The sequence below is a fragment of the Streptomyces sp. MMCC 100 genome (assembly GCF_041538145.2).
GTDB lineage: Bacteria > Actinomycetota > Actinomycetes > Streptomycetales > Streptomycetaceae > Streptomyces.
Window position 1 is genome coordinate 7074845 of record NZ_JBGORK020000001.1, and the last position, 24854, is coordinate 7099698.

The 24854-nt window shown below is 73.1% G+C and carries 18 protein-coding genes and 1 riboswitch; of the genes, 9 read left to right on the forward strand and 9 right to left on the reverse strand.

What is annotated here, in order from left to right; translation table 11 throughout:
- Window positions 1-444: 444 nt before the first annotated feature.
- From ABS735_RS32625 to ABS735_RS32640, 4 genes are all read right to left on the reverse strand, one after another.
- Complete coding sequence (locus tag ABS735_RS32625) at window positions 445-1494, reverse strand: hypothetical protein (RefSeq protein WP_373901532.1); 1050 nt, start codon at window positions 1492-1494, stop codon at window positions 445-447.
- Window positions 1495-1664: 170 nt separating this feature from the next.
- Window positions 1665-2861: a vWA domain-containing protein gene (locus ABS735_RS32630; protein WP_373901531.1), complete on the reverse strand. Its 1197-nt coding sequence runs from the start codon at window positions 2859-2861 to the stop codon at window positions 1665-1667.
- A complete protein-coding gene (locus ABS735_RS32635) occupies window positions 2858-5287 on the reverse strand; it encodes a DUF5682 family protein (RefSeq protein ID WP_373901530.1) in 2430 nt (809 codons plus the stop codon). Before ABS735_RS32635 ends, ABS735_RS32630 begins: the two co-directional genes overlap by 4 nt.
- Window positions 5288-5410: 123 nt before the next feature.
- On the reverse strand, window positions 5411-6520 hold the full coding sequence (locus ABS735_RS32640) for an ATP-binding protein (RefSeq protein WP_373901529.1): 1110 nt from the start codon (window positions 6518-6520) through the stop codon (window positions 5411-5413).
- A 131-nt stretch (window positions 6521-6651) separates the two neighbouring features.
- On the opposite strand from ABS735_RS32640, the gene ABS735_RS32645 reads away from it, so the two are divergent.
- Together ABS735_RS32645 and ABS735_RS32650 are read left to right on the forward strand one after the other, a co-directional pair.
- Window positions 6652-7914: a hypothetical protein gene (locus ABS735_RS32645; RefSeq protein ID WP_373901528.1), complete on the forward strand. Its 1263-nt coding sequence runs from the start codon at window positions 6652-6654 to the stop codon at window positions 7912-7914.
- A 235-nt stretch (window positions 7915-8149) separates the two neighbouring features.
- Window positions 8150-9931: a DUF5691 domain-containing protein gene (locus ABS735_RS32650; RefSeq protein ID WP_373901640.1), complete on the forward strand. Its 1782-nt coding sequence runs from the start codon at window positions 8150-8152 to the stop codon at window positions 9929-9931.
- Window positions 9932-10302: 371 nt separating this feature from the next.
- Here the strand turns inward: ABS735_RS32650 and ABS735_RS32655 are convergent, their stop codons facing one another.
- Entirely contained in the window at window positions 10303-10719 is a 417-nt protein-coding gene (locus tag ABS735_RS32655; RefSeq protein WP_373901527.1) for a cobalamin B12-binding domain-containing protein, read from the reverse strand.
- A 423-nt stretch (window positions 10720-11142) separates the two neighbouring features.
- On the opposite strand from ABS735_RS32655, the gene ABS735_RS32660 reads away from it, so the two are divergent.
- Together ABS735_RS32660 and ABS735_RS32665 are read left to right on the forward strand one after the other, a co-directional pair.
- Window positions 11143-12147, forward strand: coding sequence for an esterase/lipase family protein (locus tag ABS735_RS32660; protein WP_373901526.1), 1005 nt, complete (start codon window positions 11143-11145; stop codon window positions 12145-12147).
- Between the two features lie 196 nt (window positions 12148-12343).
- The gene (locus ABS735_RS32665) at window positions 12344-13984 is read left to right on the forward strand and encodes a M23 family metallopeptidase (RefSeq protein WP_373901525.1); all 1641 of its coding nucleotides are present in this window, start codon (window positions 12344-12346) and stop codon (window positions 13982-13984) included.
- 81 nt (window positions 13985-14065) lie between these two features.
- On the opposite strand, the gene pcrA is transcribed toward ABS735_RS32665, so the two are convergent.
- Complete coding sequence (gene pcrA / locus ABS735_RS32670; RefSeq protein ID WP_373901524.1) at window positions 14066-16555, reverse strand: DNA helicase PcrA; 2490 nt, start codon at window positions 16553-16555, stop codon at window positions 14066-14068.
- A 254-nt stretch (window positions 16556-16809) separates the two neighbouring features.
- Window positions 16810-16994, forward strand: a riboswitch (cyclic di-AMP (ydaO/yuaA leader).
- 6 nt (window positions 16995-17000) lie between these two features.
- On the opposite strand from pcrA, the gene ABS735_RS32675 reads away from it, so the two are divergent.
- Window positions 17001-18185, forward strand: coding sequence for a C40 family peptidase (locus ABS735_RS32675; RefSeq protein WP_373901523.1), 1185 nt, complete (start codon window positions 17001-17003; stop codon window positions 18183-18185).
- A gap of 26 nt (window positions 18186-18211) precedes the next feature.
- Complete coding sequence (locus ABS735_RS32680) at window positions 18212-19225, forward strand: tellurite resistance/C4-dicarboxylate transporter family protein (RefSeq protein WP_373901522.1); 1014 nt, start codon at window positions 18212-18214, stop codon at window positions 19223-19225.
- Here the strand turns inward: ABS735_RS32680 and ABS735_RS32685 are convergent.
- Complete coding sequence (locus ABS735_RS32685; protein ID WP_373901521.1) at window positions 19203-19556, reverse strand: hypothetical protein; 354 nt, start codon at window positions 19554-19556, stop codon at window positions 19203-19205. The genes ABS735_RS32680 and ABS735_RS32685 overlap by 23 nt on opposite strands.
- Before the next feature lie 317 nt (window positions 19557-19873).
- Between ABS735_RS32685 and ABS735_RS32690 the strand changes: the two genes are divergently transcribed.
- Complete coding sequence (locus tag ABS735_RS32690) at window positions 19874-20929, forward strand: C40 family peptidase (protein ID WP_373901520.1); 1056 nt, start codon at window positions 19874-19876, stop codon at window positions 20927-20929.
- 18 nt (window positions 20930-20947) lie between these two features.
- Here ABS735_RS32690 and ABS735_RS32695 read toward each other — a convergent pair whose 3' ends face one another.
- On the reverse strand, window positions 20948-21694 hold the full coding sequence (locus tag ABS735_RS32695) for a LuxR C-terminal-related transcriptional regulator (protein WP_373901519.1): 747 nt from the start codon (window positions 21692-21694) through the stop codon (window positions 20948-20950).
- Window positions 21691-22983, reverse strand: coding sequence for a PspC domain-containing protein (locus ABS735_RS32700; RefSeq protein ID WP_373901518.1), 1293 nt, complete (start codon window positions 22981-22983; stop codon window positions 21691-21693). Before ABS735_RS32700 ends, ABS735_RS32695 begins: the two co-directional genes overlap by 4 nt.
- Before the next feature lie 190 nt (window positions 22984-23173).
- On the opposite strand from ABS735_RS32700, the gene ABS735_RS32705 reads away from it, so the two are divergent.
- Both ABS735_RS32705 and ABS735_RS32710 read left to right on the forward strand, forming a co-directional pair.
- The gene (locus ABS735_RS32705) at window positions 23174-24613 is read left to right on the forward strand and encodes a PspC domain-containing protein (protein ID WP_373901517.1); all 1440 of its coding nucleotides are present in this window, start codon (window positions 23174-23176) and stop codon (window positions 24611-24613) included.
- The gene (locus tag ABS735_RS32710) at window positions 24600-24845 is read left to right on the forward strand and encodes a hypothetical protein (protein WP_373901516.1); all 246 of its coding nucleotides are present in this window, start codon (window positions 24600-24602) and stop codon (window positions 24843-24845) included. The genes ABS735_RS32705 and ABS735_RS32710 overlap by 14 nt, the downstream gene beginning before the upstream one ends.
- Window positions 24846-24854: the final 9 nt, after the last annotated feature.

The following is a 24854-nucleotide window of genomic DNA, read 5'->3' on the forward strand; positions in this document are numbered from 1 at the left end:
GGTGAAGGGCCTCACCGGGCTGGGGTTGACCCGGTGAGGCCCGTGGGTTCCCCCGGCGGGCCGCGCGGTGCGGTCCGCCGGGGGACGGGCCGGCTGATCCCCACCCCAATGGGGACCAGTCGGCCCGGACCGCGGGGGTTCGGCCGGACGGAGGCCGACGGCTTTCGGCCGTCCGGGGCCTGCCGCCCCGCGGAGTCTGTGCCTGCCGCGGCAACGGGGCCACGAGGGTGCCGGTGCCGAGCGCCGGACACCTGGGTGGGGTGGGAGTGTCCGGTACGCCGGGACGGGGACGCCGAACCGTGGGAGCCGGACGCGGGGACGTCCGGACGGCGAACGGGCTTCACTGCCCGGCACGGCGGGGCTTCACTGCCCGGCACGGCGGGTTCGGCGAATGCGGCGGATCAGCGGATGCGTGGCGGTCGCGCGACGGAGGAAGCAACCGTTCTAGGTGGGAGAGACGGGAATGTCCCGGTACGGCTCCCGGACGCCGGCCACGTCGGCCCGCTCCGGGGCGCCGGGCACGAGCCGGAAGGTGATCCGGTGCAGCGGGGTGACCGCGCGGGCGTCCCCGTGACGGGACGTGCACTGGTCGGCACCGGACGCGGTACCGAGCGCGCCGTCGGGGTCGCCGGTGGGCTCGGGCTGGGCGGGGGCGTACTCGCTGTGCGCGATCCCGGCCGGGTGAGTGCGTGCGTGCGCGGCGGGCGCCGTTCCGAGGCGGGGCTCCGGCCCGTAGCCGACGACGCCTGCAGGGTTTGCGGCTCCTTCGGCGACCGGGGGGTCGGAGGCCTCGGACCGGCCCTCTGCGTCGGAGGTGTCTGCCGGCGTCGTCGCCGCAGGCGCGGGCTCGGTCCGCGGGTCCTGGACGGCCGACGCCGAAGGACCGGAAGGACCGGTCGGATCGGTCAGGTCGGTCAGGCTCGGCACATCGGTGAGGTCCGGCACGTCGGTCGCGTCCGACGGGTCTGTCAGGCCGGAGAGGTCGGGGAGCAGCCGCAGCGGCGGCACCTCGGTCCGCACGACCGTTTCGAGCCCCTCGACCCCGTCGGTCACCGTCTCCACCGCGTCACCGACCGGTCGCACGACCCGGTCCTTCACGGCCCCGACGACTTTCTCGGGGACGGGACGGAGGTCCGCAAGCACGGCGTCGGACACGGGACGGAGGTCCGGAAGCACGGTGTCGGCTCGTGTCTCCGGGACGGCTTCGGCGTCCTGGACGGATCCGGCGCCCAGCCGGCTCTGCGTCTGCGTCTGCGTCTGCGTCTGCGTCTGCGTCTGCGTCTGCGTCTGCGTCTGCGCGGGAACGTCGAGGACCCGGCCGACCGTGTCCTTCAAAGATCCCGGCGCCCCGTCGGCCGCCTGCGCCCGCCCTCCGCAGAGCAGGCCGAGCACGAACAACCCCCCCACCAGCAGCGCCACGTGCAGCGCACGCCGCCCGGCCGCCGTGCGCAGGACGCGCAGAGCGGCACCGGGCAGGACTGCTGACCAGATCAAGAGGGGGAGATTCCTCCCGTGCGGCGGAACGGGCCGCGCGTCGAACAACGCATCGACACGCCGCGCGATACTCGCACGGGGATCCACAGGTTGCGCAAGCCCGGTTCCACCGATGGGCAGTCATATCCGTTTTACCCGTGGGAATCGGGTCACCCCGGATCGACAAATCGTCACTCGTCATCCGGTATCGGCAGGGGCCGCCTCTGGATCGCCGCCGCCATCACCTCCGGGAAGAGATCGGGCGTGCAGGCGAAGGCCGGTGCGCCCAGCGCGGCGAGCGACGCCGCGTGTTCCCGGTCGTACGCGGGCGTCCCCTCGTCGGACAGGGCCAGCAGCGCCACGAACTCCACCCCCGCCGACTTCATCGCCGCGACCCGCTTGAGCATCTCGTCGCGTATGCCTCCCTCGTACAGGTCGCTGATCAGTACGACCACCGTTTCCGCGGGCCGGGTGATCCGCGACTGGCAGTACGCCAGCGCGCGGTTGATGTCCGTACCGCCGCCGAGTCGCGTGCCGAAGAGCACGTCGACCGGGTCGTCCAGCTGGTCGGTGAGGTCGGCGACCGCCGTGTCGAAGACGACGAGCCGGGTGTCGATCGAGCGCATGGACGCCAGCACCGCGCCGAACACGGACGCGTACACGACGGACGCCGCCATCGACCCGGACTGGTCGACGCAGAGGACGACCTCCTTCTTCACCGAGCCGGCCGCCCGCCCGTAGCCGACGAGCCGCTCCGGTACGACCGTGCGGTGCTCCGGCAGGTAGTGCTTGAGGTTGGCCGCGATCGTGCGGTTCCAGTCGATGTCGCGGTGACGCGGCCGGCCGGTGCGGGCGCTGCGGTCCAGGGCGCCGGTCAGGGTGGCACGGGTGCGGTTGGCCAGTCGCTTCTCCAGGTCCTCGACGACCTTGCGCACGACGGCCCGCGCCGTCTCCTTCGTCGTGTCCGGCATCGCCTTGTGCAGGGACAGCAAGGTGCCGACGAGGTGCACGTCGGCCTCCACGGCCTCGAGCATCTCCGGCTCCAGCAGGAGTGTGGCGAGCCCGAGCCGGTCGATCGCGTCCCGCTGCATGACCTGTACGACGGAGGAGGGGAAGTAGGTCCGGATGTCCCCCAGCCAGCGCGCCACGGCCGGTGCGGAGGCCCCGAGTCCCGCCGCACGGTCCCGCCCGGACCGCGGTGTGCCGCCCTTCCCGTAGAGCGCGGTGAGCGCGCCGTCCATCGCGGCGTCCCGTCCGGAGAGCGTGTGGCCGGTGCCGTCGGCCGGGTCACCGCCGAGGACGAGACGCCACCGCCGCAGCCGCTCCTGCGCCCCGGCGGCGTCCACCGGCCCGGTCGCCGTCATGTGTCCGGCCCTGTGTTCAGTCATGTGCCCACTCCCACCAGGTCGTTGTCGTCCGACGCCGGGTCCCGGCCCAGCAGCAGCCGGACCACTGGCAGCACCGCGTCGGCCCGCGCGGTGTCGAGGCCGGCCGCGAAGCCCGGTATGCCGGAACCGGCCGTCGTCACGCTCCCCCGCGCCTCCGGTCCGCGCCGGACCAGCTCGCCGAGGCTGCGGCGCACTCCCGGCTCGTAGGCGGAGAAGGTGCGGCGCAGCAGGGGCAGTACGTCCGTGAACACGTCCGCCGGCACACCGGTCAGCCAGGCGTCGATCAGGGCCGTCAGCCGTTCGTCGTGCAGCAGGAGCATGCCGCCGCCCGAGCCGCCGACGAAGCCCTCGATCCAGGCCGCCGCGTCCGCCGGCGGAGTCCCCGGGGACAGCACCAGGCCCATGGTCCGCGCCGCCTCGTCCGGTGCCAGCTCGCCGTTGTCCAGCAGGAGCCGTACGGCACGCCCGCGGACGATGCCGGGCACGGCCTCCCGTGCGGACAGGGTCCGCAGCACGGCCTGCCAGCGGGACCGCAGGTCGCCGTGGCCCGGCGCGGGGGCGTCGCCGAGCAGGCCCACGGCTGTGTGCACGGCATCCACATGGCGGCGCATCTCCTCGGCCGCGTCGGCGTCCAGTGCGGTGCAGGCCGCGGGGAGTCCGACGAAGACCCGCTCGGCGAGGCCCGCGGCGACCGCGGCCAGCGCTCCGGTGTCCGTGCCGCGCACATCGCCGTAGCGCAGTGAACGGACGAGGGCGGGCAGGGCCTCGGCGAGGTGGCCGACGTCCGTGTCGAGCGCCGCCCGGTCGGCGAGTATCCGCATCACCGGTGACAGCGCGTCCGGCAGTTCGGCCAGCAGGCAGCTTTCGGCGAGCGCGGTGACCTCGGCGAGGCCCTGTGCGGTGACGGCGTCCGCCTCGGCCTTGGCGGTGGCGGCGGAGAGCACCGTCGTGCCCCACACCCCGGCCTCGGCGACCCGCACCGACAGCTCCGGCTCCCACCGCAACCGCCACGTCTCCCGGAACGTGCCCGTGCCGCGCGAGGCGGTCGGCACGCCCCAGCCGACGCCGAGCAGCCGCAGCCGGTGCAGCAGTCTGCTGCGCCCGGCGTCGGTCTCCTTGCGCAGGTCGAGTTCCAGCTCACGCTCCGGTGCCTCGGGCTTGAGCCGCAGCCGCCGCTGGGTCCGGGTCAGGTCCCGCTGCAACGGCACCGCGGGCGCCCCCGCGGGGACCTCTCCCAGCACGTCCCCCACCACCAGCCGGTCGTGGACCAGCGCCAGCGGCACGTCCGAGCCGTCGCACAGCACCGCCCGCACGGCGTCCGTCGTCTCGCTCAGTCCGGGCAGCGGGCGTCCACGGATCACCGCCAGCGTTTCCGCCAGCCGCACCGCCTCGATGACGTGGGCCGGGGAGACGATCCTGTCCTCCTCCCTCAGCAGTCCGGCCACCCTGGTCAGCCATCGCTCGACGGGCCGGTCGACCGCGGCGAACAGATGCCCGTACCAGCCCGGTGACTCGATGCCCGCCCCGTACCCGCCGGCCCGGGACAGTCTGCGATGGGTCCAGGGCACCCAGGTCATGTCCACCTTGGTCCTGGGCAGCCCCTTCACCAGGGCCCGGTCGGCGGCCACGGCGGTCTTGCGCCGCAGCGCGGGCACGTGCCAGGCCCCGCAGACCACGGCCATGTCCTGGGCGAACTCCCGCCGCGCCGCCCGGACCTGGAGCCGCATGTAGGCCTCCCGCACGAGGTCCCGGTCGCGCGCGCCGTTCTCCTCGCCGTCCTCCTCGCCGTTCTCCTCGCCGTCCTCCTCGGTCTCGCGCAGCGTCGCCATGGCCTCCTCGAGTGCCGCGAACGGAGCGAACGCGTCCCCCTCCCCCGGGCCCCGGTGCTCGATCACGTCCTCCCACCAGCGCTCGGGGTCGTCGTGTCCGGCGGCCGCGGCGAGGACGGCGAGCGGATCGCCCCGGACGTCGGGGGAAGCCGTACCGGGCGCGTCCCCCGCTTCCTTGCCGGCCGCGTGCCCGTCCACGTCCTCGTCCGCTCGCCACGCCAGCGTGTGTGCGGCTGGGAGGTCGATGAAGCGGGCGGGGACGCCGTGTTCCAGGGCCCAGCGGAGGGCCACCCACTCCGGGGAGAACTCGGCCAGCGGCCAGAACGCCGAGCGGCCCGGCTCGTCCACGGCGTGGGCGAGGAGTGCGACCGGCGGCCGCATGTCCTCGTCGGCGGCCAGCGGGATCAGGGCGTCGGCCTCCGGCGGCCCTTCAACCAGCACGACCCCGGGCCGGGCAGCCTCCAGCGCGGCCCGCACCGCCCGGGCCGATCCCGGCCCGTGGTGACGGACGCCCAGCAGCAGCGGCCGGCCCTCCCGCCCACCGGTACCGCCCGGCCCGCCGGGCGCGCCGCTCCCGGCCCGGTCAGTGCCCGCCACACCGTCCCCCTCGCCTGCGGGTCCAGCTCGAGTCCCCGTCGTCCCCCGTCGTACCGGCCACCGCTGCCGTCGTACCGGTCATCGCTGCCCCCGCCCCACGTCGTGTCCGCATCCCCGTGCCCTTCACGCGGACACCTCCCGGCAGGCCCGGTAGAAGTCCTGCCAGCCGTCGCGTTCGCGCACGACCGTCTCGAGGTACTCCTGCCAGACGACGCGGTCGGTTCCCGGGTCGCGGACGACCGCGCCGAGGACGCCCGCCGCGACGTCGCCGGGCCGCAGCACCCCGTCGCCGAAGTGGGCGGACAGCGCGAGACCACCGGTGACGACGGAGATCGCCTCGGCCGTGGACAGCGTGCCGCTGGGCGACTTGACCTTCGTACGACCGTCGCTCGTCAGCCCGCCGCGCAGCTCGCGGAAGACGGTGACGACACGGCGGATCTCGTCGATGCCGTCGGGCGCCGACGGCAGGTCGAGGGTGCGGCCGATCTGGTCGACGCGACGCGTGACGATGTCGACCTCGGCCTCGGCGCTCTCCGGCAGCGGCAGCACGACGGTGTTGAAGCGGCGGCGCAGGGCGCTGGACAGGTCGTTGACCCCGCGGTCGCGGTCGTTGGCGGTGGCGATCAGGTTGAAACCACGGACCGCCTGCACCTCCTGGCCCAGCTCCGGTATGGGCAGGGTCTTCTCCGACAGGATGGTGATCAGGGTGTCCTGCACATCGGCCGGGATACGGGTCAGCTCCTCCACCCGGACGGTCATGCCCTCCGCCATGGCCCGCATGACCGGGCTGGGCACGAGGGCGTCCCGGTCGGGGCCGTGGGCGAGGAGCTGTGCGTAGTTCCAGCCGTAGCGGATCGCTTCCTCGGGGGTGCCGGCCGTCCCCTGCACCAGCAGGGTCGAGTCACCGCTGACGGCCGCGGCGAGGTGCTCGGACACCCAGGTCTTCGCCGTGCCGGGCAGGCCGAGCAGGAGCAGGGCGCGGTCGGTGGCGAGCGTGGTGACGGCGACCTCGACCACGCGGCGCGGGCCCACGTACTTCGGGCTGATCACCGTGCCGTCGGGCAGGGTGCCGCCGAGCAGGTAGGTGGCGACCGCCCACGGCGACAGCTTCCAGCGGTCCGGACGCGGACGGTCGTCCTGCGCGGCGAGCACGGCCAGTTCGGCCGCGAACGCGTGCTCGGCGTGCGGCCGCAACACCTCGGCCCCGGACGTCTGCTCTACGCATGTGGACATGGCTGATTCCCCCTCCAGCTAGGCCGGTTCGATCTGCCATCCACGGTGCACCACGCCACTGACAATCGCTCTGACCTGCCAAAACACTCTCCGCCAGGTCATTGTCAGTGGCGGGATCTACCTTCGATGGCATGAGTCAGCAGGCGGTGCGTCAGCAGGCGGTGCGCCGGACCACGGACCAGGTGCCGGCACCGGCACTTGACGCGACGTCACGCAGGGCGGGCGGCAGGCTCGGCACGGCGAAGCCCGGGGTCCGAGGCGGGGAGATGCGACGAGGGGGAGGTGTGCGGGCCGTGCAAGGACCGAGCGGGGAGGGTGCGGCGCCGGAGGCGGAGGCGCCGGACCGTGCGGAGACGCCGGACCGTGCGGAGCGGTGGGTCGCCGGACGGCACGGGCACGCGGAGGAGGGGACAGCGGGCCCGTCCGCCCCTACTGCCGTGACCGGTGACCCAGAGGCGGCGCGACGCCGGGCGGAGCGGCGGGCCGAGCGGATCACCGCGGGCGCGACGGAGCTGGAGCAGCGCCTCGCGGATCTCCTGCGCGGCGGTCTGGCCGACGCCGGACAAGCGGGGCACGGACTGTGGGAGGAGACGGCGGCCCGCATGGTGGACGCCCAGGCACCGGGACTGGCCTCGCGCGTACGGGAGCTGGGGTCCATACCGTCGTCGGGCCCCGGCTGGCCGGTGCGACTGCTCGAGGAATGCGCTCTGCTCCACCTGCTCGACCAGGGCTGGTTGCGCCGCGAGCAACTGCCGAGCGATCTGGCGGCGACGGTCCGTTCGCGCGTAGGCCTGCAGGCGGCCGCGGACGGCCCGCCGCTGCGGGACCACTGGCTGGTCCTCGCCCAGTACGACACCGCGGACGCGCGGCTGACGACCCGTCGTGTCTGGTTGCACGGCGCGGAGTCGGACCGCACGGCGCTGCTCCTCTCCTACGGAGCCGCGGGCCGGGCACCGGAGCTGACGCTGCCGGTGGGGCTGACCCTGGACGCGGAGCTCTCGACGTATCCGGGCGCGGGACGGCAGCGAGCGGCCCTGGGCCGACGGTTCGCACCGCCCGGGCCCACGCGGACACGCCCGAGGGGGCTCACGACATCGCAGGCAGCCGTCCGTTACGGCGAGGCCCTCCGCGACGACCCGTGGCTGGACTCGGTGCCGGTGGCCCTGGACCGGGTGGTCCCCGTACGGGACGGCGACGGCTGGCAACTGGCGGACGCCGACGGGGGCACGGCGCTGCCGCTCACCCGGACCACCGGAAGCCAGCCGGGTCTGTGGCGGCTGGTCGCCCTGTCGGGCGGTGCGCCCGTCACGGTCTTCGGCGAGTGCGGCCACCGGGGCTTCACACCGCTGACGGCCTGGCCGGCGGGACCGGGCCCAGCGGTGCCGCTGTGCTGATCCGTCGCAGGCGACGGGCGGGACCGGAACACAACCAGAGGGGAACCACATGACCAGGACGCCCACCCCCGCGGACACGTCCGCACCGGCGTCGGCCACCGTGCCGGGGTCGGCCACCGTGCCGGGGTCGGCCGTCGAACCCACGATCGCCACACCGGCCGACGCGGCCGTGGGCTCCACACCGCCCGGGGCAGACTTCGGGCTCCGGGCGGGCGCCGTATCCAAGGTTGACGCCATGCCCCGGACCGCCGTCCAGGCAACAGCCACCAACGGACCTGGACCCGGCCCCGAAGCCGGACCCGCAGCGGAACCCAGTCCCGCTCCCACTCCGGCACCCGCACCCGCACCCGCACCCGCACCAGCACCAGCACCAGCACCAGCACCAGCCATCGAGCCTGCGGCCTCTTCCCCGCCCGCGGTGGCTTCCGGGCCCGGCGTGTGGGAGGGGCTGGTCACCTCGGCGCTGCTGGGTACGGACCGGCGTACTCCACCGGGCGGCGAGCGCGGGCCGGGTGCCGCGGCCGCGTTGCTGGACGCGGCGGCCGCGGAGACCGTTCGCCGTCGCGCAGGACTGCGACCGGCCCACGCGGCCCGGCGCCCCGACCCCGCGCCCGAGGACCCCCGCCCGCCACTGCCGGCCGCGGCCGCCCGCCGGCTCATGATGCTGCTCACCGACCGCCCCGGCACGGCGGGCGGCGGCCGCAGAGGCAGCGCGCCCGATCTGATGGAGTTGCTGCCCCAGTGGCTGGCGACGGCGAACGCCCGCGGCTTCGCTGCGCCGCCCCAGGCGCTTCCGGCGCTGCTGGACGCGGCGCGAGGCCGTACGGACCTGCGGCCGGCGGCGCTGACGTTCGCGGGGCCCCGTGCCCTGTGGCTGGCCCGGCTGAACCCGGACTGGCGGTTCGCCCTGCGCGCGACGCACGGTGGCGTTGCCGCGCTGCCCGGATCCGACGTCACGGAGCGGGTGCGGCGGCTCTGGGACGAGGGCTTGTTCGCCGAGCGGGTCGCTCTCCTGGCGTCCCTGCGCGCCCGCGACCCCGCCGGCGCACGCGAGCTGCTGGCGTCGACCTGGGCGACGGAACGGGCCGAGGACCGGCTGATGTTCCTGGACTCGCTGAGGACGGGGCTGGAAGCGGCGGACGAGCCGTTCCTGGAGCAGGCGCTGGCCGACCGCAGCCGCAACGTCCGGGCCACGGCGGCGGAGTTGCTGTCGGCGCTGCCGCACTCGGCACTGGCCGCCCGAATGGGGGCGCGAGCCTCGACGTGTGTGTCCCTCGACCGCGCTCTCACCCCACCGGCGATCGTCGTCGAGGCGCCCCACGAGTGCGACGCGGGCATGGAGCGGGACGGCGTGGTGGCCAATCCGCCCGCTGGGCGGGGTGAACGGTCGTGGTGGTTCGGCCAGTTGGTGGAGGCGGCCCCGCTCGCCACCTGGCCGGACCGGCTCGCGGGACGTACGGCCGAGGAGATCGTCGCTCTGCCGGTGTCGGACGGCTGGCAGAGCGAGCTGCACGCGGCGTGGTGCCGTGCGGCGGTACGGCAGCGCAACGGCGCTTGGGCGAGGGCACTGCTGGGCGCGCCCACGGCGCCCGAGGCCGGCGGTCCGGGTGCGGTGTCCCTGGCCGAGCGGGCCAAGCTGCTCGGCACGCTGAGCACCGGCGAACGCGCCGAGTGGGTCGCCGGGTTCATCGCGACGCACGGGCTGTCCGAGGCGTTCCAGCTGCTCGGCATGTGCGGTGTGCCGTGGGCCAAGCCGCTCGGGCGCGCGGTGGTCGACGCGCTCAACATCGCCCGGGACGCCGGAAGCTACCCGTGGAGCTTCAGCGGCGTGATGGGGCTGGCCGAACGCTGCCTCGACCCTTCGGAGGCGGGCCGCCTCGACGGCCTGCTGGCAATACCGGACGAGCCGGAGGACGCGTCGCCGGGGGCCGGAGGGTACTGGGCGGAGGCGTTCCAACGGCTCGTCACGACGTTGCGGTTGCGGGCGGCGATGGCCGAGGAGCTCCGGGCGGGGTAGGGATGGCGCCGCATCGGCACGGGCGCGCCGTCGTGCAGGGCCCAGCGCCGACGGACCAGCACTCACAGACCGGCGCCCACAGACCGGCGCCCACAAACCAGCGCCCACAGACCAGCGCCCACCGGCATGCGCCCCGCGCCCACCGGCGCACGTGCCCGCCCTTCACTCCCGAACGCACCCGGCACCCGGCACCCGGTACCCGGCACCCGCCGGAGCGCCACCCGCCCGTGGGGGCAACGCGAGTCCGAGGGGCAGACGCGCCCTCACGGACGCGACCCACGGTCACGGGAACGCCGCCCGCGGCCACGGCGGTCCGAGGCGGTCCCGCGTCGGCGCCGGTGCGGGACCCGCACCGGCACAGCGGGCGGCGGCTACGCCACCGCGTGCTCCCGCACGTTCGCCCGGACCCAGTCCACGATGGACGCCGTGGTCGCACCGGGCGTGAAGATCTCCGCGACGCCCTTCTCCTTCAGCGGGGCGATGTCCGCCTCGGGGATGATCCCGCCGCCGAAAACCAGGATGTCGGCCGCGTCCCGTTCCCGGAGCAGCTCGATCACGGCGGCGAAGAGCGTGTTGTGCGCACCGGAGAGGATGGACAGCCCGATCGCGTCGGCGTCCTCCTGGATCGCGGTGTCGACGATCTGCTCGGGAGTCTGGTGGAGCCCGGTGTAGATGACCTCCATACCGGCGTCGCGCAGGGCCCGCGCGATCACCTTGGCCCCGCGATCGTGGCCGTCGAGCCCCGGCTTGGCCACCACCACGCGGATCGGACCGGCTGCCACACCCATCACTGCCTCCATGAAGCGACTACATCCATCCGTACCGACAAGTACCGCACACTTCGTGTCTCGCGGCGCGGAGACCCCGCACCACAGCGTCCGGGGAAGTGAACGAACGTTATCGCCAGCATCCCGCAACCGGCAGTTTCGCGGTGGATACAGAGGGGGAAATCACACGTGGGACACGTTCGCCGCGCACCGCTCCAGGGCGCGGCGGCAATATGCGCACGGAGCGCCGCAGCGAGGGCAGCACAGGAGAGCAGCGAGCGAGCCTCGTCGCCGTTTCACCGACACCACAGGCCTCATATGGCCCGCAAGGCCCTGCGACGTGCATAAACGTCGCGAACACCACCAATCGCTGGTGTCACGGCGCTCCACGAGGGCACACGGGGGACAGAGGCGTCCCCGCGCGTGCCGACAGGAGGTCGGCCCATGAAGGTCACCACGGCAGCACTGCCCCTTCTCCCGCTTTTTCAGCGTCTCCTGCCCGGCCTGCCAGGGCTTCCCGGACTCCCTGGGCTTTCCGGACTCCCTGGGCTCCCCGGACTCCCCACGCTTCCAGGACTGTCCGACGTGGCAGCGCTTCCTGGCCGGCTGACCGGGCTGTCCCTGACCCTCCTGAAGGCGAGCGCCCTGGAGGCGGCGATCCTCGCCGGGCACCTTCTCCTCTATCCCTCCGGGATCATCCAGGAGCGCCGTCCGGCCCAGGCGCTCCGGCCGACGGACGCCCAGGGCCCGGAGCCGTCACCCCCGGCCCCCAGGCTCCCGGCACCCGCCAGTCCCCCGGTCGTCCTGCTGCACGGCTTCATCGACAACCGCTCGGTCTTTCTGCTGCTGCGCCGCAGCCTGGCCCAGCACGGCAGGCATGAGATCGAGTCGCTGAACTACTCCCCCCTGACCTGCGACATCCGCACCGCCGCCGAGCTGCTCGGCCGGCACGTCGAGGAGATCTGCGAGCGGACGGGCAACGAACGCGTCGACGTCGTCGGGCACAGCCTCGGCGGCCTGATCGCGCGCTACTACGTGCAGCGCCTCGGCGGAGACCTCCGGGTCCGCACCCTCGTGACGCTCGGCACTCCGCACGCCGGCACCAAGGTGGTCCCGCTGGCGAACGCGCACCCGATCGTGCGGCAGATGCGCCCCGGATCGGCGGTGATCGAGGAGCTGACCCGGCCGTCCCCCGGTTGCCGTACGCAGTTCGTCAGCTTCTGGAGCGACCTGGACCACGTGATGGACCCGCTGGAGACGGCCTGCCTCGACCATCCCGACCTGAGCGTGCAGAACGTACGGGTGAGCGGCATCGGCCACCTCGCGCTGCCCGTGCACCCCACCGTCGCCACGGGGATACGGCAGGCACTCGACACCGCCGGACCGGAAACGGGAACCGAAACGGGTTCGGATTCAGGCAAGCGCGGCGGCGGACTCACCGTCGCCTGAGGCCGAAGCAACCCGTTCGGACTCGAACAAAGGTCGAACACAAACCCAAACCCGCGCCCGCCCTCCCCCAAAACACGGCCGATTGCCCGTTTCCTTCGCGCGCGAAACCTGCCGAAGATTGTCGTGCCCGTATACCGCCGGGTACAGTCGCCGCACTGCTCTCGCAGCCCCTGTTGTCGAGGCGAAAGAGAAGTTGGTGAACGACCGTCACCCGTCGGGGACCGGAAACACCCCGGCTTCGGCTTCCGACGCCGCTTCGGCGCAGTACGCGTCGTACGGCACAGGGGAAGCCCAGTACGGCGACCTCACCACGTACGTCGGCTACGACGCCACGGGTTTCTCCACCGGCGGTTCCGACTCCTCGGCCTTCGACGCGGACCCTCTCTTCGGCAGCATGCCGGGCCACTACACCGGCACCCACGAGGCCACGGGCTCGTACGACGCCACCCAGTGGTCCACCGGCGGGGCGCAGACCCTGCACTACGACGCGTACGCGGCCCAGCACCAAGCCGCCTACGACACCGGCGCCTACGACACGACGACATGGACGGCCGGTTACCAGCAGCCTGACTCCGTGCCGGCCACCGGGCAGTGGGACACCGGCTCCTGGAGCGCGCCGGACCAGTTGGGCGACCCGGCCGACGGGACCCAGCAGTGGCAGTGGGGCACGCAGACCTTCGAAACCGGTGCCTTCGAAACGGGCACACACGACACCGGTGCCTTCGAGACGAGCGCCTTCGCGACCGGCACGTTCCACACGGGCGCGTTCGCGGGCGGTCCGCTGGACACCGGCGCCTACGACGCCACGCAGTGGAACGCGGACGGCACCGTCACCAGCGTGGTCGAGGACACGGCCCGGCCGGCCGAGCATCCCGCGCCGGACGACGCCGTGCCGGACGCGCCGACCGTCGCCGGGGACTCCGGCTTCGCCGCATCAGCGGGGTCTGCGGAATCCGCCCCGTACGACGGCGAGTTGGCCGCCACCGGTGAACTCCCCACCGTGACCGCCCTCCTGGACGACCAGGAAGAGGTCACGCCGGCCGCGCGGATCCCGGCCGCGCGCACCGGCTCCCGCGCCGGGGCGCGTTCCCGTCGCCGCCAGCCCGCCAAGCGCTCCGCGCTGCTGACCATCGCCGTGCCGTCGGCCTGCGTGATGAGCGTCGCCGGTATCGCGGCCGCCTCCGTCGGCAGCCTGACCGGCGACGAGGGCACGGACACCGCGGCGTCCGCGCCGGACCCGGGCAACGCGAAGGCCGCGCCGGTGAAACCGTCCGCCGCCAACAACAAGCTGGACACCCAGCTCACCAGCCTGGCCGCCGGAGCCGACGACTTCGCGGACCGGGCCAGCCGGACACAGGAGCGCATCGACCTCAAGGCCGAGCAGGCCGCCGAGAAGAAGCGGGCGGCGGAGGAGGCGGCCCGCAAGGAGCGGCTGCGCCCCAAGTTCGCGCTCCCGGTGGAGCAGCACGGCCTCAGCGCGTACTACGGGCAGGCCGGCATCAACTGGATGTCCGTCCACACCGGCATCGACTTCCCCGTGTCGTACGGGACGAAGGTGATGGCGGCGACCGACGGCACCGTGCGGACGCAGTACAACAGCGCGTACGGCAACATGATGATCGTGACCGCGAAGGACGGCACGGAGACGTGGTACTGCCACCTCTCCAGCTACCAGGTCCCCTCCGGTACGACCGTGAAGGCGGGCGACGCGATCGCGTTCTCCGGCAACTCGGGCAACTCCACCGGCCCGCACCTGCACTTCGAGGTGCGCCCCGCGGGCGGCTCGTCGATCGACCCGCTCCCGTGGCTGCGCAGCCACGGCATCAACCCGACGTGACGCCGTAACGTCTCAGCAGATCGCCCGCCCCGGCCCGGCCCCGGGCCACCGCCCGGGACCGAACCGCTCCCAACCGCCCCCTCAGAGCTTCTCCACCGGCGCGTACCGCAGCAGCAGCCGCTTCGGCTTGGTGTCGCCGAAGTCGATCGTCGCCTCGGCGTTGGACCCGGTGCCCTTGATCCCGACCACCGTGCCGAGCCCGAACTGGTCGTGCGTGACGCGGTCGCCGACCGCCAGCGAGACCGTCGGCTGCTCGGCGCCGGCCGACCGGCGGGTGGCGAAGCCCGACGCGCCCGACGCCGAGGAGCGTGAGCGGGACGACGACAGCGAGGCCGCCACACCCGAGACCGGTGCGGAGGGCGCGGGGCCGTTCGCCCCGGTGCGTTTCCACTCCAGGTGGGGGGCCGGGATCTCCTCCAGGAACCGCGAGGGCGGGTTGTACGACGGCTGGCCCCAGGCGCTGCGCAGCGTCGACCGGGTCAGGTAGAGGCGCTCGCGGGCGCGCGTGATGCCGACGTAGGCGAGGCGCCGTTCCTCCTCCAGCTCCTTGGCCTGGCCGAGGGCGCGCATGTGCGGGAACACGCCGTCCTCCATGCCGGTGAGGAAGACGACCGGGAACTCCAGACCCTTGGCGGTGTGCAGGGTCATCAGGGTGACGACGCCGTCGCCGTCCTCTTCGTCCGGGATCTGGTCGGAGTCGGCGACGAGCGCGACCTTCTCCAGGAAGTCGGCCAGCGTCCCGGCCTCCTCGCCCTCTGCCCGCTCCTGCTCGAACTCCAGGGCGACGGCCGCGAGTTCCTGGAGGTTCTCGATACGGGTCTCGTCCTGCGGGTCGGTGGAGGCCTGCAACTCCGCCAGGTACCCGGTGCGTTCGAGGATGGCCTCGAGGACGGTCGCCGGTCCGGCGCCGGACTCGACGATGGTGCGGAGGTCCTCCATGAGCGTGTTGAACCGCTTGACGGCGTTCGCGGAGCGCGCGGCCATGCCGTACGCCTCGTCGACGCGCCTCAGTGCCTGCGGGAAGCTGATCTTCTCGCGCTGGGAGAGGGCGTCGATCATCGCCTCGGCGCGGTCGCCGATGCCGCGCTTGGGGACGTTGAGGATGCGGCGCAGCGGCACCGAGTCCTCCGGGTTGGCCAGCACCCGCAGGTAGGCCAGGACGTCCCGGACCTCCTTGCGCTCGTAGAAGCGGACGCCGCCGACGACCTTGTAGGGCAGGCCGGTGCGGATGAAGACCTCTTCGAAGACACGGGACTGGGCGTTGGTCCGGTAGAAGACCGCGACGTCGCCGGCCTTGGCCTCGCCCGCGTCGGTGAGGCGGTCTATCTCGTCGGCGACGAACTGCGCCTCGTCGTGCTCGGTGTCGGCGACGTACCCGGTGATCTGCGCGCCGCTGCCCTGGTTGGTCCACAGGTTCTTGGGGCGGCGGGACTCGTTGCGCTCGATGACCGCGTTGGCGGCGCTGAGGATGGTCTGCGTGGAGCGGTAGTTCTGCTCGAGCAGGATCGTCGTCGCGTCCGGGTAGTCCTCCTCGAACTGGAGGATGTTGCGGATGGTGGCGCCGCGGAAGGCGTAGATCGACTGGTCGGCGTCGCCCACCACGCACAGCTCGGCGGGCGGGACCTCGGCCTCCGGCGGCACGTCGACCGGGTGCTCGGAGGGGGTGCCGACCAGCTCGCGCACCAGGGCGTACTGCGCGTGGTTGGTGTCCTGGTACTCGTCGACCAGAACGTGCCGGAAGCGGCGGCGGTAGTGCTCGGCGACGTCGGGGAAGGCGCGGAGCAGGTTGACCGTCGTCATGATCAGGTCGTCGAAGTCGAGGGCATTGGCCTCGCGCAGCCGCGACTGGTACATGGCGTAGGCCTGGGCGAGGGTCTTCTCGAAGCCGTCCGCCGCCTGGGCGGCGAAGTCCTCCTCGTCGATCAGCTCGTTCTTCAGGTTGCTGATCTTCGCGCTGAACGACTTGGGCGGGAAGCGCTTGGGGTCCAGGTCCAGGTCGCGGCAGACCAGCGCCATGAGCCGCTTGGAGTCGGCGGCGTCGTAGATCGAGAACGACGAGGTGAAGCCGAGCTTCTTGGACTCGCGGCGCAGGATCCGGACGCACGCGCTGTGGAAGGTCATCACCCACATCGCGTTCGCGCGCGGGCCGACGAGCTGCTCGACGCGCTCCTTCATCTCGCCGGCGGCCTTGTTGGTGAAGGTGATCGCGAGGATCTGGCCGGGGTGGACGTTCCGCTCGGCCAGCAGGTGGGCGATGCGGTGGGTGAGCACACGGGTCTTGCCGGAGCCGGCACCGGCCACGATGAGCAGCGGGGAGCCGGAGTGGACGACGGCGGCCCTCTGGTTCTCGTTCAGCCCCTCCAGGAGTGCCGCGGCGTCCAGGACGGGGCGCGGGGCGCCGTCCCGGTAGTGGGTGTCCCGGTCCGGCGGCACGTCGAACTTCCCGCCGAACAGATCGTGCGGAACGGGCTCCGGTCCGTGATCGTCCTCGGGCGGCGGCGGGGGTTCCTCCTCGTGACCCCGGGGGGTCTGGAGGCTCGCCAGGAAGCTGTCGTCAAAGAGGCTGCTCATCGCTCTCCGAGTCTAGGGCGCCCCACCGACAACCCGGTGCCACCCCGGAAAATGACCACCCGTTCCCGGCGCGGGCACACCCCGCGACCAGCAGGAGCACGAAGAGTGACGTCCACGACCGGCCCAGGGGCACCCGCGCGGAAGGTCACGAAAATGTATCGGGCATATCACCCACCAACCTTCACAGCGGCCACACGAGTTGGCTACGGTGCGGGGCAGGCCGCTCGCCCCCCTCCGGCGAACCTCGCCGGGCCGCGCGGCCTCCGCCGAGTCCGGCCCTGCCCGCGCGGCACCCGGAGCCGGGGACCCAACCGAGACCTTTGGGGTGAATCGGCCGAACCGCCCTCCACGAGGGCCGGCTCCGCCGTAGGGCAACCCTTCCGCGCCACACCGCCCGAACCCGACAGCTAACCCGGTAGGCGGAGCACTGGAAGGAGTCGCCTCCTTGGCGTCGCACCGCAAGTCGCGCCCCACCGGTACCCGCGTCGCGGGCATACGGACCCCGGTCCTCGCCACCGCGGCCCTCACCTCCGTCGCCCTGCTGTCCCAGACGGCCGATGCGACGCCGTCGGACGACCGGCCGACCCTCGAAGAGGTCGAGAAGAAGGTCGACGACCTCTACCGCCAGGCCGGGTCGGCGACCGAGAAGTACAACGCGGCCAAGGAGAAGACCACCAAGCAGCGCAAGAAGGTCGACACCCTCCTCGACGACGTCGCCCAGCGCACCCAGAAGCTCAACGACGCGCGCGAGGAGCTGGGTTCCTTCGCCTCCGCCCAGTACCGCACGGGCGCCTCGGTCCCGGAGACCGCGACCCTGCTGCTCGCGGACTCGCCGCAGGACTACTTCGACCAGAACCAGCTGATGAACCGGCTCACCGGCCGGCAGAAGAGCGCCGTCGACGACTACGTCACCCAGCAGTCCGAGACGATGAAGAAGCGCCGGGAGGCCACCGAGAGCCTCGAAACGCTCACCGAGTCGCAGAACGACCTGAAGACGGCCAAGTCGACCGTCCAGAAGAAGCTCGCCACCGCGCGGGAGCTGCTTTCGGAGCTGACCGCCGAGGAGAAGGCCCGGCTGGCGGCGATCGAGAAGAAGAAGCAGGAGGAGGCCGCCCGCAAGGCCGCCGAGCTGGCGAAGAAGCAGCAGGCGGAGCAGGAGGCGGAGCGCAAGCGGCAGGAGGAGGCCGCCCAGCAGCAGGAGAGCGACACCGGTTCGGGTTCCTCCGGCGGCACCGGTTCGTCAGGTTCCTCCACGCCGGGCACCTCGAACGGCACCAAGGCCGAGAGCGCGCTCGCCTTCGCCCGCGCCCAGATCGGCAAGCCGTACGTCTGGGGCGCCACGGGCCCCGGCTCCTACGACTGCTCGGGCCTCACCCAGGCCGCCTGGAAGGCCGCGGGCGTGACGCTGCCGCGCACCACCTACGACCAGGTCAACGCCGGCACGACCGTCTCCGTGTCCCAGGCACAACCCGGTGACCTGGTCTTCTTCTACGACGACATCAGCCATGTCGGCCTGTACATCGGCGACGGCATGATGATCCACGCCCCGAAGCCGGGCGCGTACGTCCGCGAGGAGTCGATCTTCTACGACGGCGAGTCGTCCATCTACAGCGTGGTGCGCCCGGCCTGATCGGTGCGGTCTTTAGCATCGGGCGCATGTCATCGGCCACCCATCCCTCCGCGCTGCGTGCCTGGTGGGCGCAGCGTCCACCGGCGGCCGGGGCCGCGGTGATGGCGACCGGCATCGTGTCGGTCGCCCTGCATCTGACGGGCCGCGAGGTTCTGTCCCGGATCGCCCTGGCCCTGGCCTGCGCCGCCTGGCTGCTGCTGGCGGCGAACTTCGTCCACCTGCTGCTGGCCGACCGGGCGCAGTGGGTGAAGCGGGCCGGGACTCCGGGCGCGCTCACCGCCGTCGCCGCGACGACCGTGCTCGGCACCCGCTTCTCGCTGCTCGGCTGGTCGCTCCTGGCGGCGGTACTGCTGGTGCTGGCGGCGCTGCTGTGGCCGTGGCTGCTGCTCCTGGTGGTGCGGCACTGGGGGCGGAGGATGCCCGGGGCGGTGTTCCTGGGCTGCGTGGCCACGGAGGGGCTCGCCGTGCTCGCCGCGACGCTGGCCGCGGCCACCTCGACGCCGTGGCTGGCGCACGCGGCGCTGGTGCCGTTCTGGCTGGGGATCGTGCTCTATCTGATCGCGCTGTTCCGCTTCGATCTGCGGCAGGTGGCCCGGGGCGCCGGGGACCAGTGGGTGGCGGGCGGCGCGCTCGCCATCTCTGCCCTCGCCGGTGCCAAGCTGCTCGCGGCGGCCGGGACCGGCATGTACCTGTGGAACGCCGACGACCACGCCGTCCTGCACGACCTGACCGTCTTCCTGCTCGCCCTCGACCTCGCCTGGTACGCCGTGCTCCTGGCCGCCGAGATCGCCTGGCCCCGCCTCCGCTACGACGTACGCCGCTGGTCGACGGTCTTCCCGCTCGGCATGACGGCGGCGGCGACGCTGTCCGTCTCCGCCGTCCTCGACGTCCCGTGGCTGGACGCGCCCGGCCGGGCGCTGCAGTGGATCGCGGTGGCCGGATGGCTGGCGGTCGCGGCGGGGGCGGTCGTCCAGGCCCGGGCCGGGCTGCGGTCCGCGCGGGCGGACGCCGGGGCGGTCAGGTCCACAGCACCGCGATGAAGATGTTGGCGAGGGTCAGCGCGCCCACCAGGCCGAACAGCGGCTTGTCCACCTTCTCGTCGTCGCGCTTCACGTAGACCAGAGCGAGGATCACGATCAGCACGGCGAGCTTCACGCCGATCTTGACATTGTCGACGGAGTAGTCCTGGGCCTGGTTGAGGCCGACCAGGACGGCGCCGGTGACCAGCATCGTCAGCGCGCCGTGCAGCATCGCGGGGGTGAACCGGGCCGCGCCCCGGCCCATCGCCTTCATCTGGGTCAGGAAGCCGCCGAGGAGCGCGGCGATACCGATGATGTGCAGGCCGACGAAGATGTGGATGAGTACGTCCATGAGGCCGGAGCCTAATGAGGAGCCGGACGCGTCCGGACACCGGCCCGCTCCGTCCCACCACGGGGCCCCATAACAGCTCACGTCCCCCACCCGCCTCCCGTCCGGCGTATCGGTCATCACCCTGCGTGAAGACGACGGGCCCCGAAAGGGACGGCGGTCACATACGGTCGCCACCCGATCCGCTACCGCCACTTCCGCGCATCCCGTCACCGGACCGTTACCGACGCGCCTAGCGTCCTGGCCCAGGCAGCCGGAGCGGACCGGAGCCGACCCGGCGCGGGCCGGAGTCGAGTCGTACGGAAGGACGTGGATCGCAGGTGGGAACGCACCGCAGGCCGCGACAGCGCGCGACGGGCGGCGGCAGAGTCCGTACGGCGGCCACGATCACCCTCGCGGGCGCGGCCACCGCGACGGGCCTGGGCGGGACCGGCCACGCCGATCCGCAGCCGACGGCGGCGCAGGTCAGGGCCAAGGTGGACAAGCTCTACCAGGAGGCCGAGGTGGCCACGGAGAAGTACAACGGCGCGAAGGAGAAGGCGGACGCCGCCGAACAGCGCCTGGAGGATCTGCGCGACGAGGCCGCCCGCAAGGAGGACCGGCTGAACTCGGCGCGGGAGGCACTGGGTTCGGTCGCGGCGGCGCAGTACCGCAGCGGCGGTCTGGACCCGGCGCTGCAACTGGCGCTCTCCTCCGACCCGGACCGGTATCTCGACGGCGCCGCGTTCGCCGAGCGCGCGGGCAGCCGGCAGAAGGCCACGGTGGGCCGCGTGCGCAAGGAACTCCGCGACATCGAGCAACTGCGCGGCGCCGCCCGCATCGAGGTGACCTCGCTGAAGTCGCGCCGGGCCGAGCTGAAACGTCACCGCGAGGCCGTCACCGGCAAGCTGGCCGAGGCCCGCCGCCTGCTGTCCCAACTGACCGCCGAGGAACGCGCCCGCGCCGGCGAGGGAACGGGCGACCGCGCCTCCCGCGCCTCTACCTCCGGCTCCAGGGACGGCCTGTCCGCCTCGTCCCAGGCCCCCAACTCCCGCGCCGCGGCGGCCGTCGCCTACGCCTACCAGAAGCTCGGCAGCCCCTACGTATGGGGCGCGACCGGCCCGAACGCCTTCGACTGCTCGGGCCTCACCCAGGCCGCCTACCGCGCCGCCGGTGTCTCCCTCCCCCGCACGACCTACGCCCAGATCGACGCGGGCCGCCGCGTCTCCCGCTCCGAGCTCCTCCCAGGCGACCTGGTCTTCTTCTACTCGGGCATCAGCCACGTCGGCATCTACGTCGGCAACGGCCAGATGATCCACGCCCCGAACCCGTCGGCCCCGGTCCGCGTCGCCCCGGTCGACGAGATGCCGTTCGCGGGGGCTACGCGGGTGGTGTGACCCTCTCCCGCGAAACCGTCACACCAGCCGCCGGGCCGTCGCCCAGCGGGTCAGCTCGTGGCGGTTGGACAGCTGGAGCTTGCGCAGGACCGCGGAGACGTGGGACTCGACCGTCTTCACCGAGATGTACAGCTGCTTGGCGATCTCCTTGTACGCGTAGCCACGGGCGATCAGGCGCAGTACCTCGCGCTCGCGCTGGGTGAGCCGGTCCAGGTCCTCGTCGACCGGCGGGGCGTCGGTGGAGGCGAACGCGTCCAGGACGAAGCCGGCCAGGCGCGGGGAGAAGACGGCGTCGCCCTCCTGGACGCGGAAGACTGAGTTGACCAGGTCCGTGCCGGTGATGGTCTTGGTCACGTAACCCCGGGCACCGCCGCGGATCACACCGATCACGTCCTCCGCCGCGTCCGACACGGACAGCGCGAGGAAGCGGACGGGCCGCTCGGCGTCGCTCATCAGGGGCGCGCAGCGGCGCAGCACCTCGACCCCGCCGCCGCCGGGGAGGTGGACGTCGAGGAGCACGACCTCGGGGCGGGTCGCGGTGATGACCGTGACGGCCTGGTCGACGTCGGCGGCCTCGCCCACGACCTCGACCCCGGTCTCGGCGGTCTGGCCGATCTCGGCCTGGACGCCGGTGCGGAACATGCGGTGGTCGTCGACGAGCACTACGCGTACGTGGCGCTCCCCCGCGCCGCCATTGGCCGGCTGCGCGGGCTCGGCCGCCTCGCCCGGTCCCGCCGTTCCGTTCGCCTCGGTCGGGTCGCTCATGACGTCTTCTCCGCCCTCTCCATTTCCAGTTCGACCTCCGTGCCGCCGTCCGGCACCGCGCGCAGCCGCGCCGTGCCGCCGTTGCGCTCCATGCGGCCGATGATCGATTCTCTGACGCCCATGCGGTCGGCGGGTATCGAGTCGAGGTCGAAGCCGGGGCCGCGGTCCCGGACGGACACGAAGACCGTCCTGCCCTCGACTTCGGCGAAGACCTGTACGGCGCCGCCCTCGCCACCGTACTTGGCCGCGTTCACCATCGCCTCGCGCGCGGCCTGCATCTGTGCGCTGGTCCTCTCGTCGAGCGGGCAGTCGCCGACGACGACCACCTCGATGGGGACGCCGTGCTTGTCCTCGACCTCCGCGGCGTTGCGCTTGACGGCCTCGGCGAGGGTGGTGGGCTCGTCGTCCTCGTCCTTGCCGTTGCCCTCGGGTTTGTAGAGCCAGGCGCGCAGGTCGCGCTCCTGGGCCCGCGCCAGGCGGCGCACCTCGCCCGCGTTCTCCGCGTTGCGCTGGATCAGGGTCAGGGTGTGCAGCACCGAGTCGTGGACGTGGGCGGCGACCTCGGCGCGCTCCTGCGCGCGGATGCGCATCAGCCGCTCCTCGGAGAGGTCCTGCGTCATCCGCACCAGGTAGGGGCCGGCGAGGAGCGTTATGCCGACGAGGACGGCGAGGGCCGCCTGGAGGACGGAGCCGAGGTGGGCGGCGGATCCCTGGAGGACGAAGATGCCGGTGACACCGGCCGTCACCAGCAGGACCCCGGCCACGGAGCGCAGCAGGGTGACGGTGCGGCGGTGGCGTCCCACCTCGGCCCAGCGGGCCCGGCGCGCGTTGTCCGCCTGCCGCCAGACGAGGGCGACGCCGGCGCCGACGAGCACGGTCGGCCAGAGGTAGGCCTTGGCTCCGCCGCCGAGGTCGACGTTGCCCACGAAGACCAGGGCCACGACGACCATGAGGAGCAGGGCGACTATCTGCCCCTTGTCCGGTTTGCGGGCGACGAGTCTGCGGCGGCCGTCCGGCGCGGTCTCCGAGGTGACGAGGGACGGCGGTTTCTGCGCCTCCACACCTCCGACGCCCAGCGGTACGAAGAACCAGAAGGCCGCGTACAGCAGCGCGCCCAGGCCGTCGGCCATGAACAGGCCGACGAAGGCGAACCGGACCCAGATGACGGGCAGCCCGAGATGCCCGGCGAGCCCCCGCGCCACGCCACCGAGCCAGCGTCCGTCGCTGCTTCGGTAGAGCTTGCGCGGCGGCCGCGGTTCGACGACGGGTGCTGCTGCGGCTTCCGGCATGACACCGATGTTCACACGGGTGCGGGAGCCGGGTCATCAGGGTCGTTCCCCCACTCGCCCCTGATCTTCGGGCCGCGGAAGGCCGGGCGGGTCTCGAACGCTCCCCGGGCAGGGAGTCAGGGCCGATATCAGGGTCCGACCAGGGTCGAACCGACTGCCGTCACGGCGCCGCGCCCGTCACCATGGACTCATGACAGATCACGAGCACGCCGCGACGGGTCCGGGACCCGGCTCCGGCCCGCGCCCCCCGCTGGGCGGCGGGCCGCGGGATGCCGTGCCCGCCGCGGATGCCGGTGCGGGCGGGGCGGGGGCCCCGGCCGGTGCGGGCGCCGTCGGCGGCGGGGACGCTCCCGGGCCGCCGCACCGGTTCCGGCGCGACCGGCGGCACAAGTCGCTCGCCGGCGTGTGCGCCGGCCTCGGGCGGCAGTGCGACCTGGATCCGGTGATCTTCCGGATCACGCTCGCGGTGCTCTCCGCGACCGGCGGCATCGGCCTCATCTTCTACGGCTTCGCCTGGCTCTTCGTCCCCTACGACGACGAGGAGGAGAACGAGGTGCGCAAGCTGCTGACCGGCCGGGTCGACGGCCAGGCACTGGCGGCCGTGCTGTTCGCCCTGGTCGGCTGCGGGGTCTTCCTCACCATGTTGAACAACGGCGGCGTGCTGACCTTCGCCGTCATCCTCTCCCTGCTCCTCGCGGGCGCGGGGTACTGGTCGCGGCAGCGCAGAACGCCCGAACCGGACCCGCTCTCGGCCCAGGCCGCCGCCGACGCCCCGCCGGAGGCCCAGGCGCCCCCGATCATGTACACCTGGCCCTCCTGGTGGCGTGACCCCATCGTCAAGGACGGCACCCATGACGGCGGGACGGGGTACATGTGGGGTCCGCCGGACTCCGCGGAGCGTGACATCGCGGCGGCCGTCAATATCGGCCGCGGCATCCCGGGGCGCCGTGACCACGCCCCGGCGGGCGACCGGCGCTCCGGGTCCGCGCAGACGCGCGGCCCGCGCGGCATCGGCGGCTGGGTGTTCCTCCTCGCCCTGCTCGCGGGTTTCCTCGGGACCCGGCTGACCTGGGACCAGCATCCGCTCGGCGCCAGTCTGCAGACCGGCCTGGCGTGCGCGCTCGCCGTCTTCGGCCTCGGCATCGCGGTCAGTGCCTTCCTCGGGCGCACGGGAGCCGGTTCGATCTTCCTGGCGATCATCACGGCGGGCCTGCTGGCCGGATCGACGGCGGTGCCGGAGAGCGTCGGCACCGAATGGGTGCGGACCACATGGAAGCCCGTGGTGGCGGCCGACGTGCGCGACCAGTACGACATCGGCGCGGGCAGCGGCACCCTCGACCTGTCCCGCCTCGACCTGGCCGAGGGGCAGACGGTGAGCACCCGGGCCGACGTGGGCATGGGGCGAATACGGGTCGTCGTGCCGCAGGACGTGACCGTGCGGCTGAGCGTCGAGGTGGGCGTGGGCGACATCCAGCTGCCCGGCGACGACGAGAAGGACGTGGACGTGGCACCGGGCAAGCACGAGGAGATCACCCTGTCCCCCGCCAAGGGCGGCAAGGACGCCGGCACGCTCGACCTCGACCTCCAGGTCGGCGTCGGTCAGGCGGAGGTGGCCCGTGCTGCGTCATAGGTTCCAGCCGGGACGACTGGTGGCCGGTGTCTTCCTGCTGCTGGCCGGGGTCATCTACGCCGGCGACGGGAGCGGCCTCTGGGAGACGCCGTGGTTCGTGCTGATCCCGCTCGTCAGTGGCGGGCTCTGCATCGCGGGCGCGGTCGGGGTCGTGGCCCGGTCCGCGCACCGGCGCCGCGGAGCGCCGGGCACGGCGGCGTCCGAGGAGCCCCGGGCGGGCCTCCCCCGCTGACGACGCCGC

Bases quoted from the DNA above. Each gene is read 5' to 3' on its own strand.
- ABS735_RS32630 (WP_373901531.1), bottom strand. From the start codon at position 2,861: ATGACTGAACACAGGGCCGGACACATGACGGCGACCGGGCCGGTGGAC.
- ABS735_RS32640 (WP_373901529.1), bottom strand. From the start codon at position 6,520: ATGTCCACATGCGTAGAGCAGACGTCCGGGGCCGAGGTGTTGCGGCCG.
- ABS735_RS32645 (WP_373901528.1), top strand. From the start codon at position 6,652: ATGAGTCAGCAGGCGGTGCGTCAGCAGGCGGTGCGCCGGACCACGGAC.
- ABS735_RS32650 (WP_373901640.1), top strand. From the start codon at position 8,150: ATGCCCCGGACCGCCGTCCAGGCAACAGCCACCAACGGACCTGGACCC.
- ABS735_RS32655 (WP_373901527.1), bottom strand. From the start codon at position 10,719: ATGGGTGTGGCAGCCGGTCCGATCCGCGTGGTGGTGGCCAAGCCGGGG.
- ABS735_RS32660 (WP_373901526.1), top strand. From the start codon at position 11,143: ATGAAGGTCACCACGGCAGCACTGCCCCTTCTCCCGCTTTTTCAGCGT.
- pcrA (WP_373901524.1), bottom strand. From the start codon at position 16,555: ATGAGCAGCCTCTTTGACGACAGCTTCCTGGCGAGCCTCCAGACCCCC.
- ABS735_RS32680 (WP_373901522.1), top strand. From the start codon at position 18,212: ATGTCATCGGCCACCCATCCCTCCGCGCTGCGTGCCTGGTGGGCGCAG.
- ABS735_RS32685 (WP_373901521.1), bottom strand. From the start codon at position 19,556: ATGGACGTACTCATCCACATCTTCGTCGGCCTGCACATCATCGGTATC.
- ABS735_RS32695 (WP_373901519.1), bottom strand. From the start codon at position 21,694: ATGAGCGACCCGACCGAGGCGAACGGAACGGCGGGACCGGGCGAGGCG.
- ABS735_RS32700 (WP_373901518.1), bottom strand. From the start codon at position 22,983: ATGCCGGAAGCCGCAGCAGCACCCGTCGTCGAACCGCGGCCGCCGCGC.
- ABS735_RS32705 (WP_373901517.1), top strand. From the start codon at position 23,174: ATGACAGATCACGAGCACGCCGCGACGGGTCCGGGACCCGGCTCCGGC.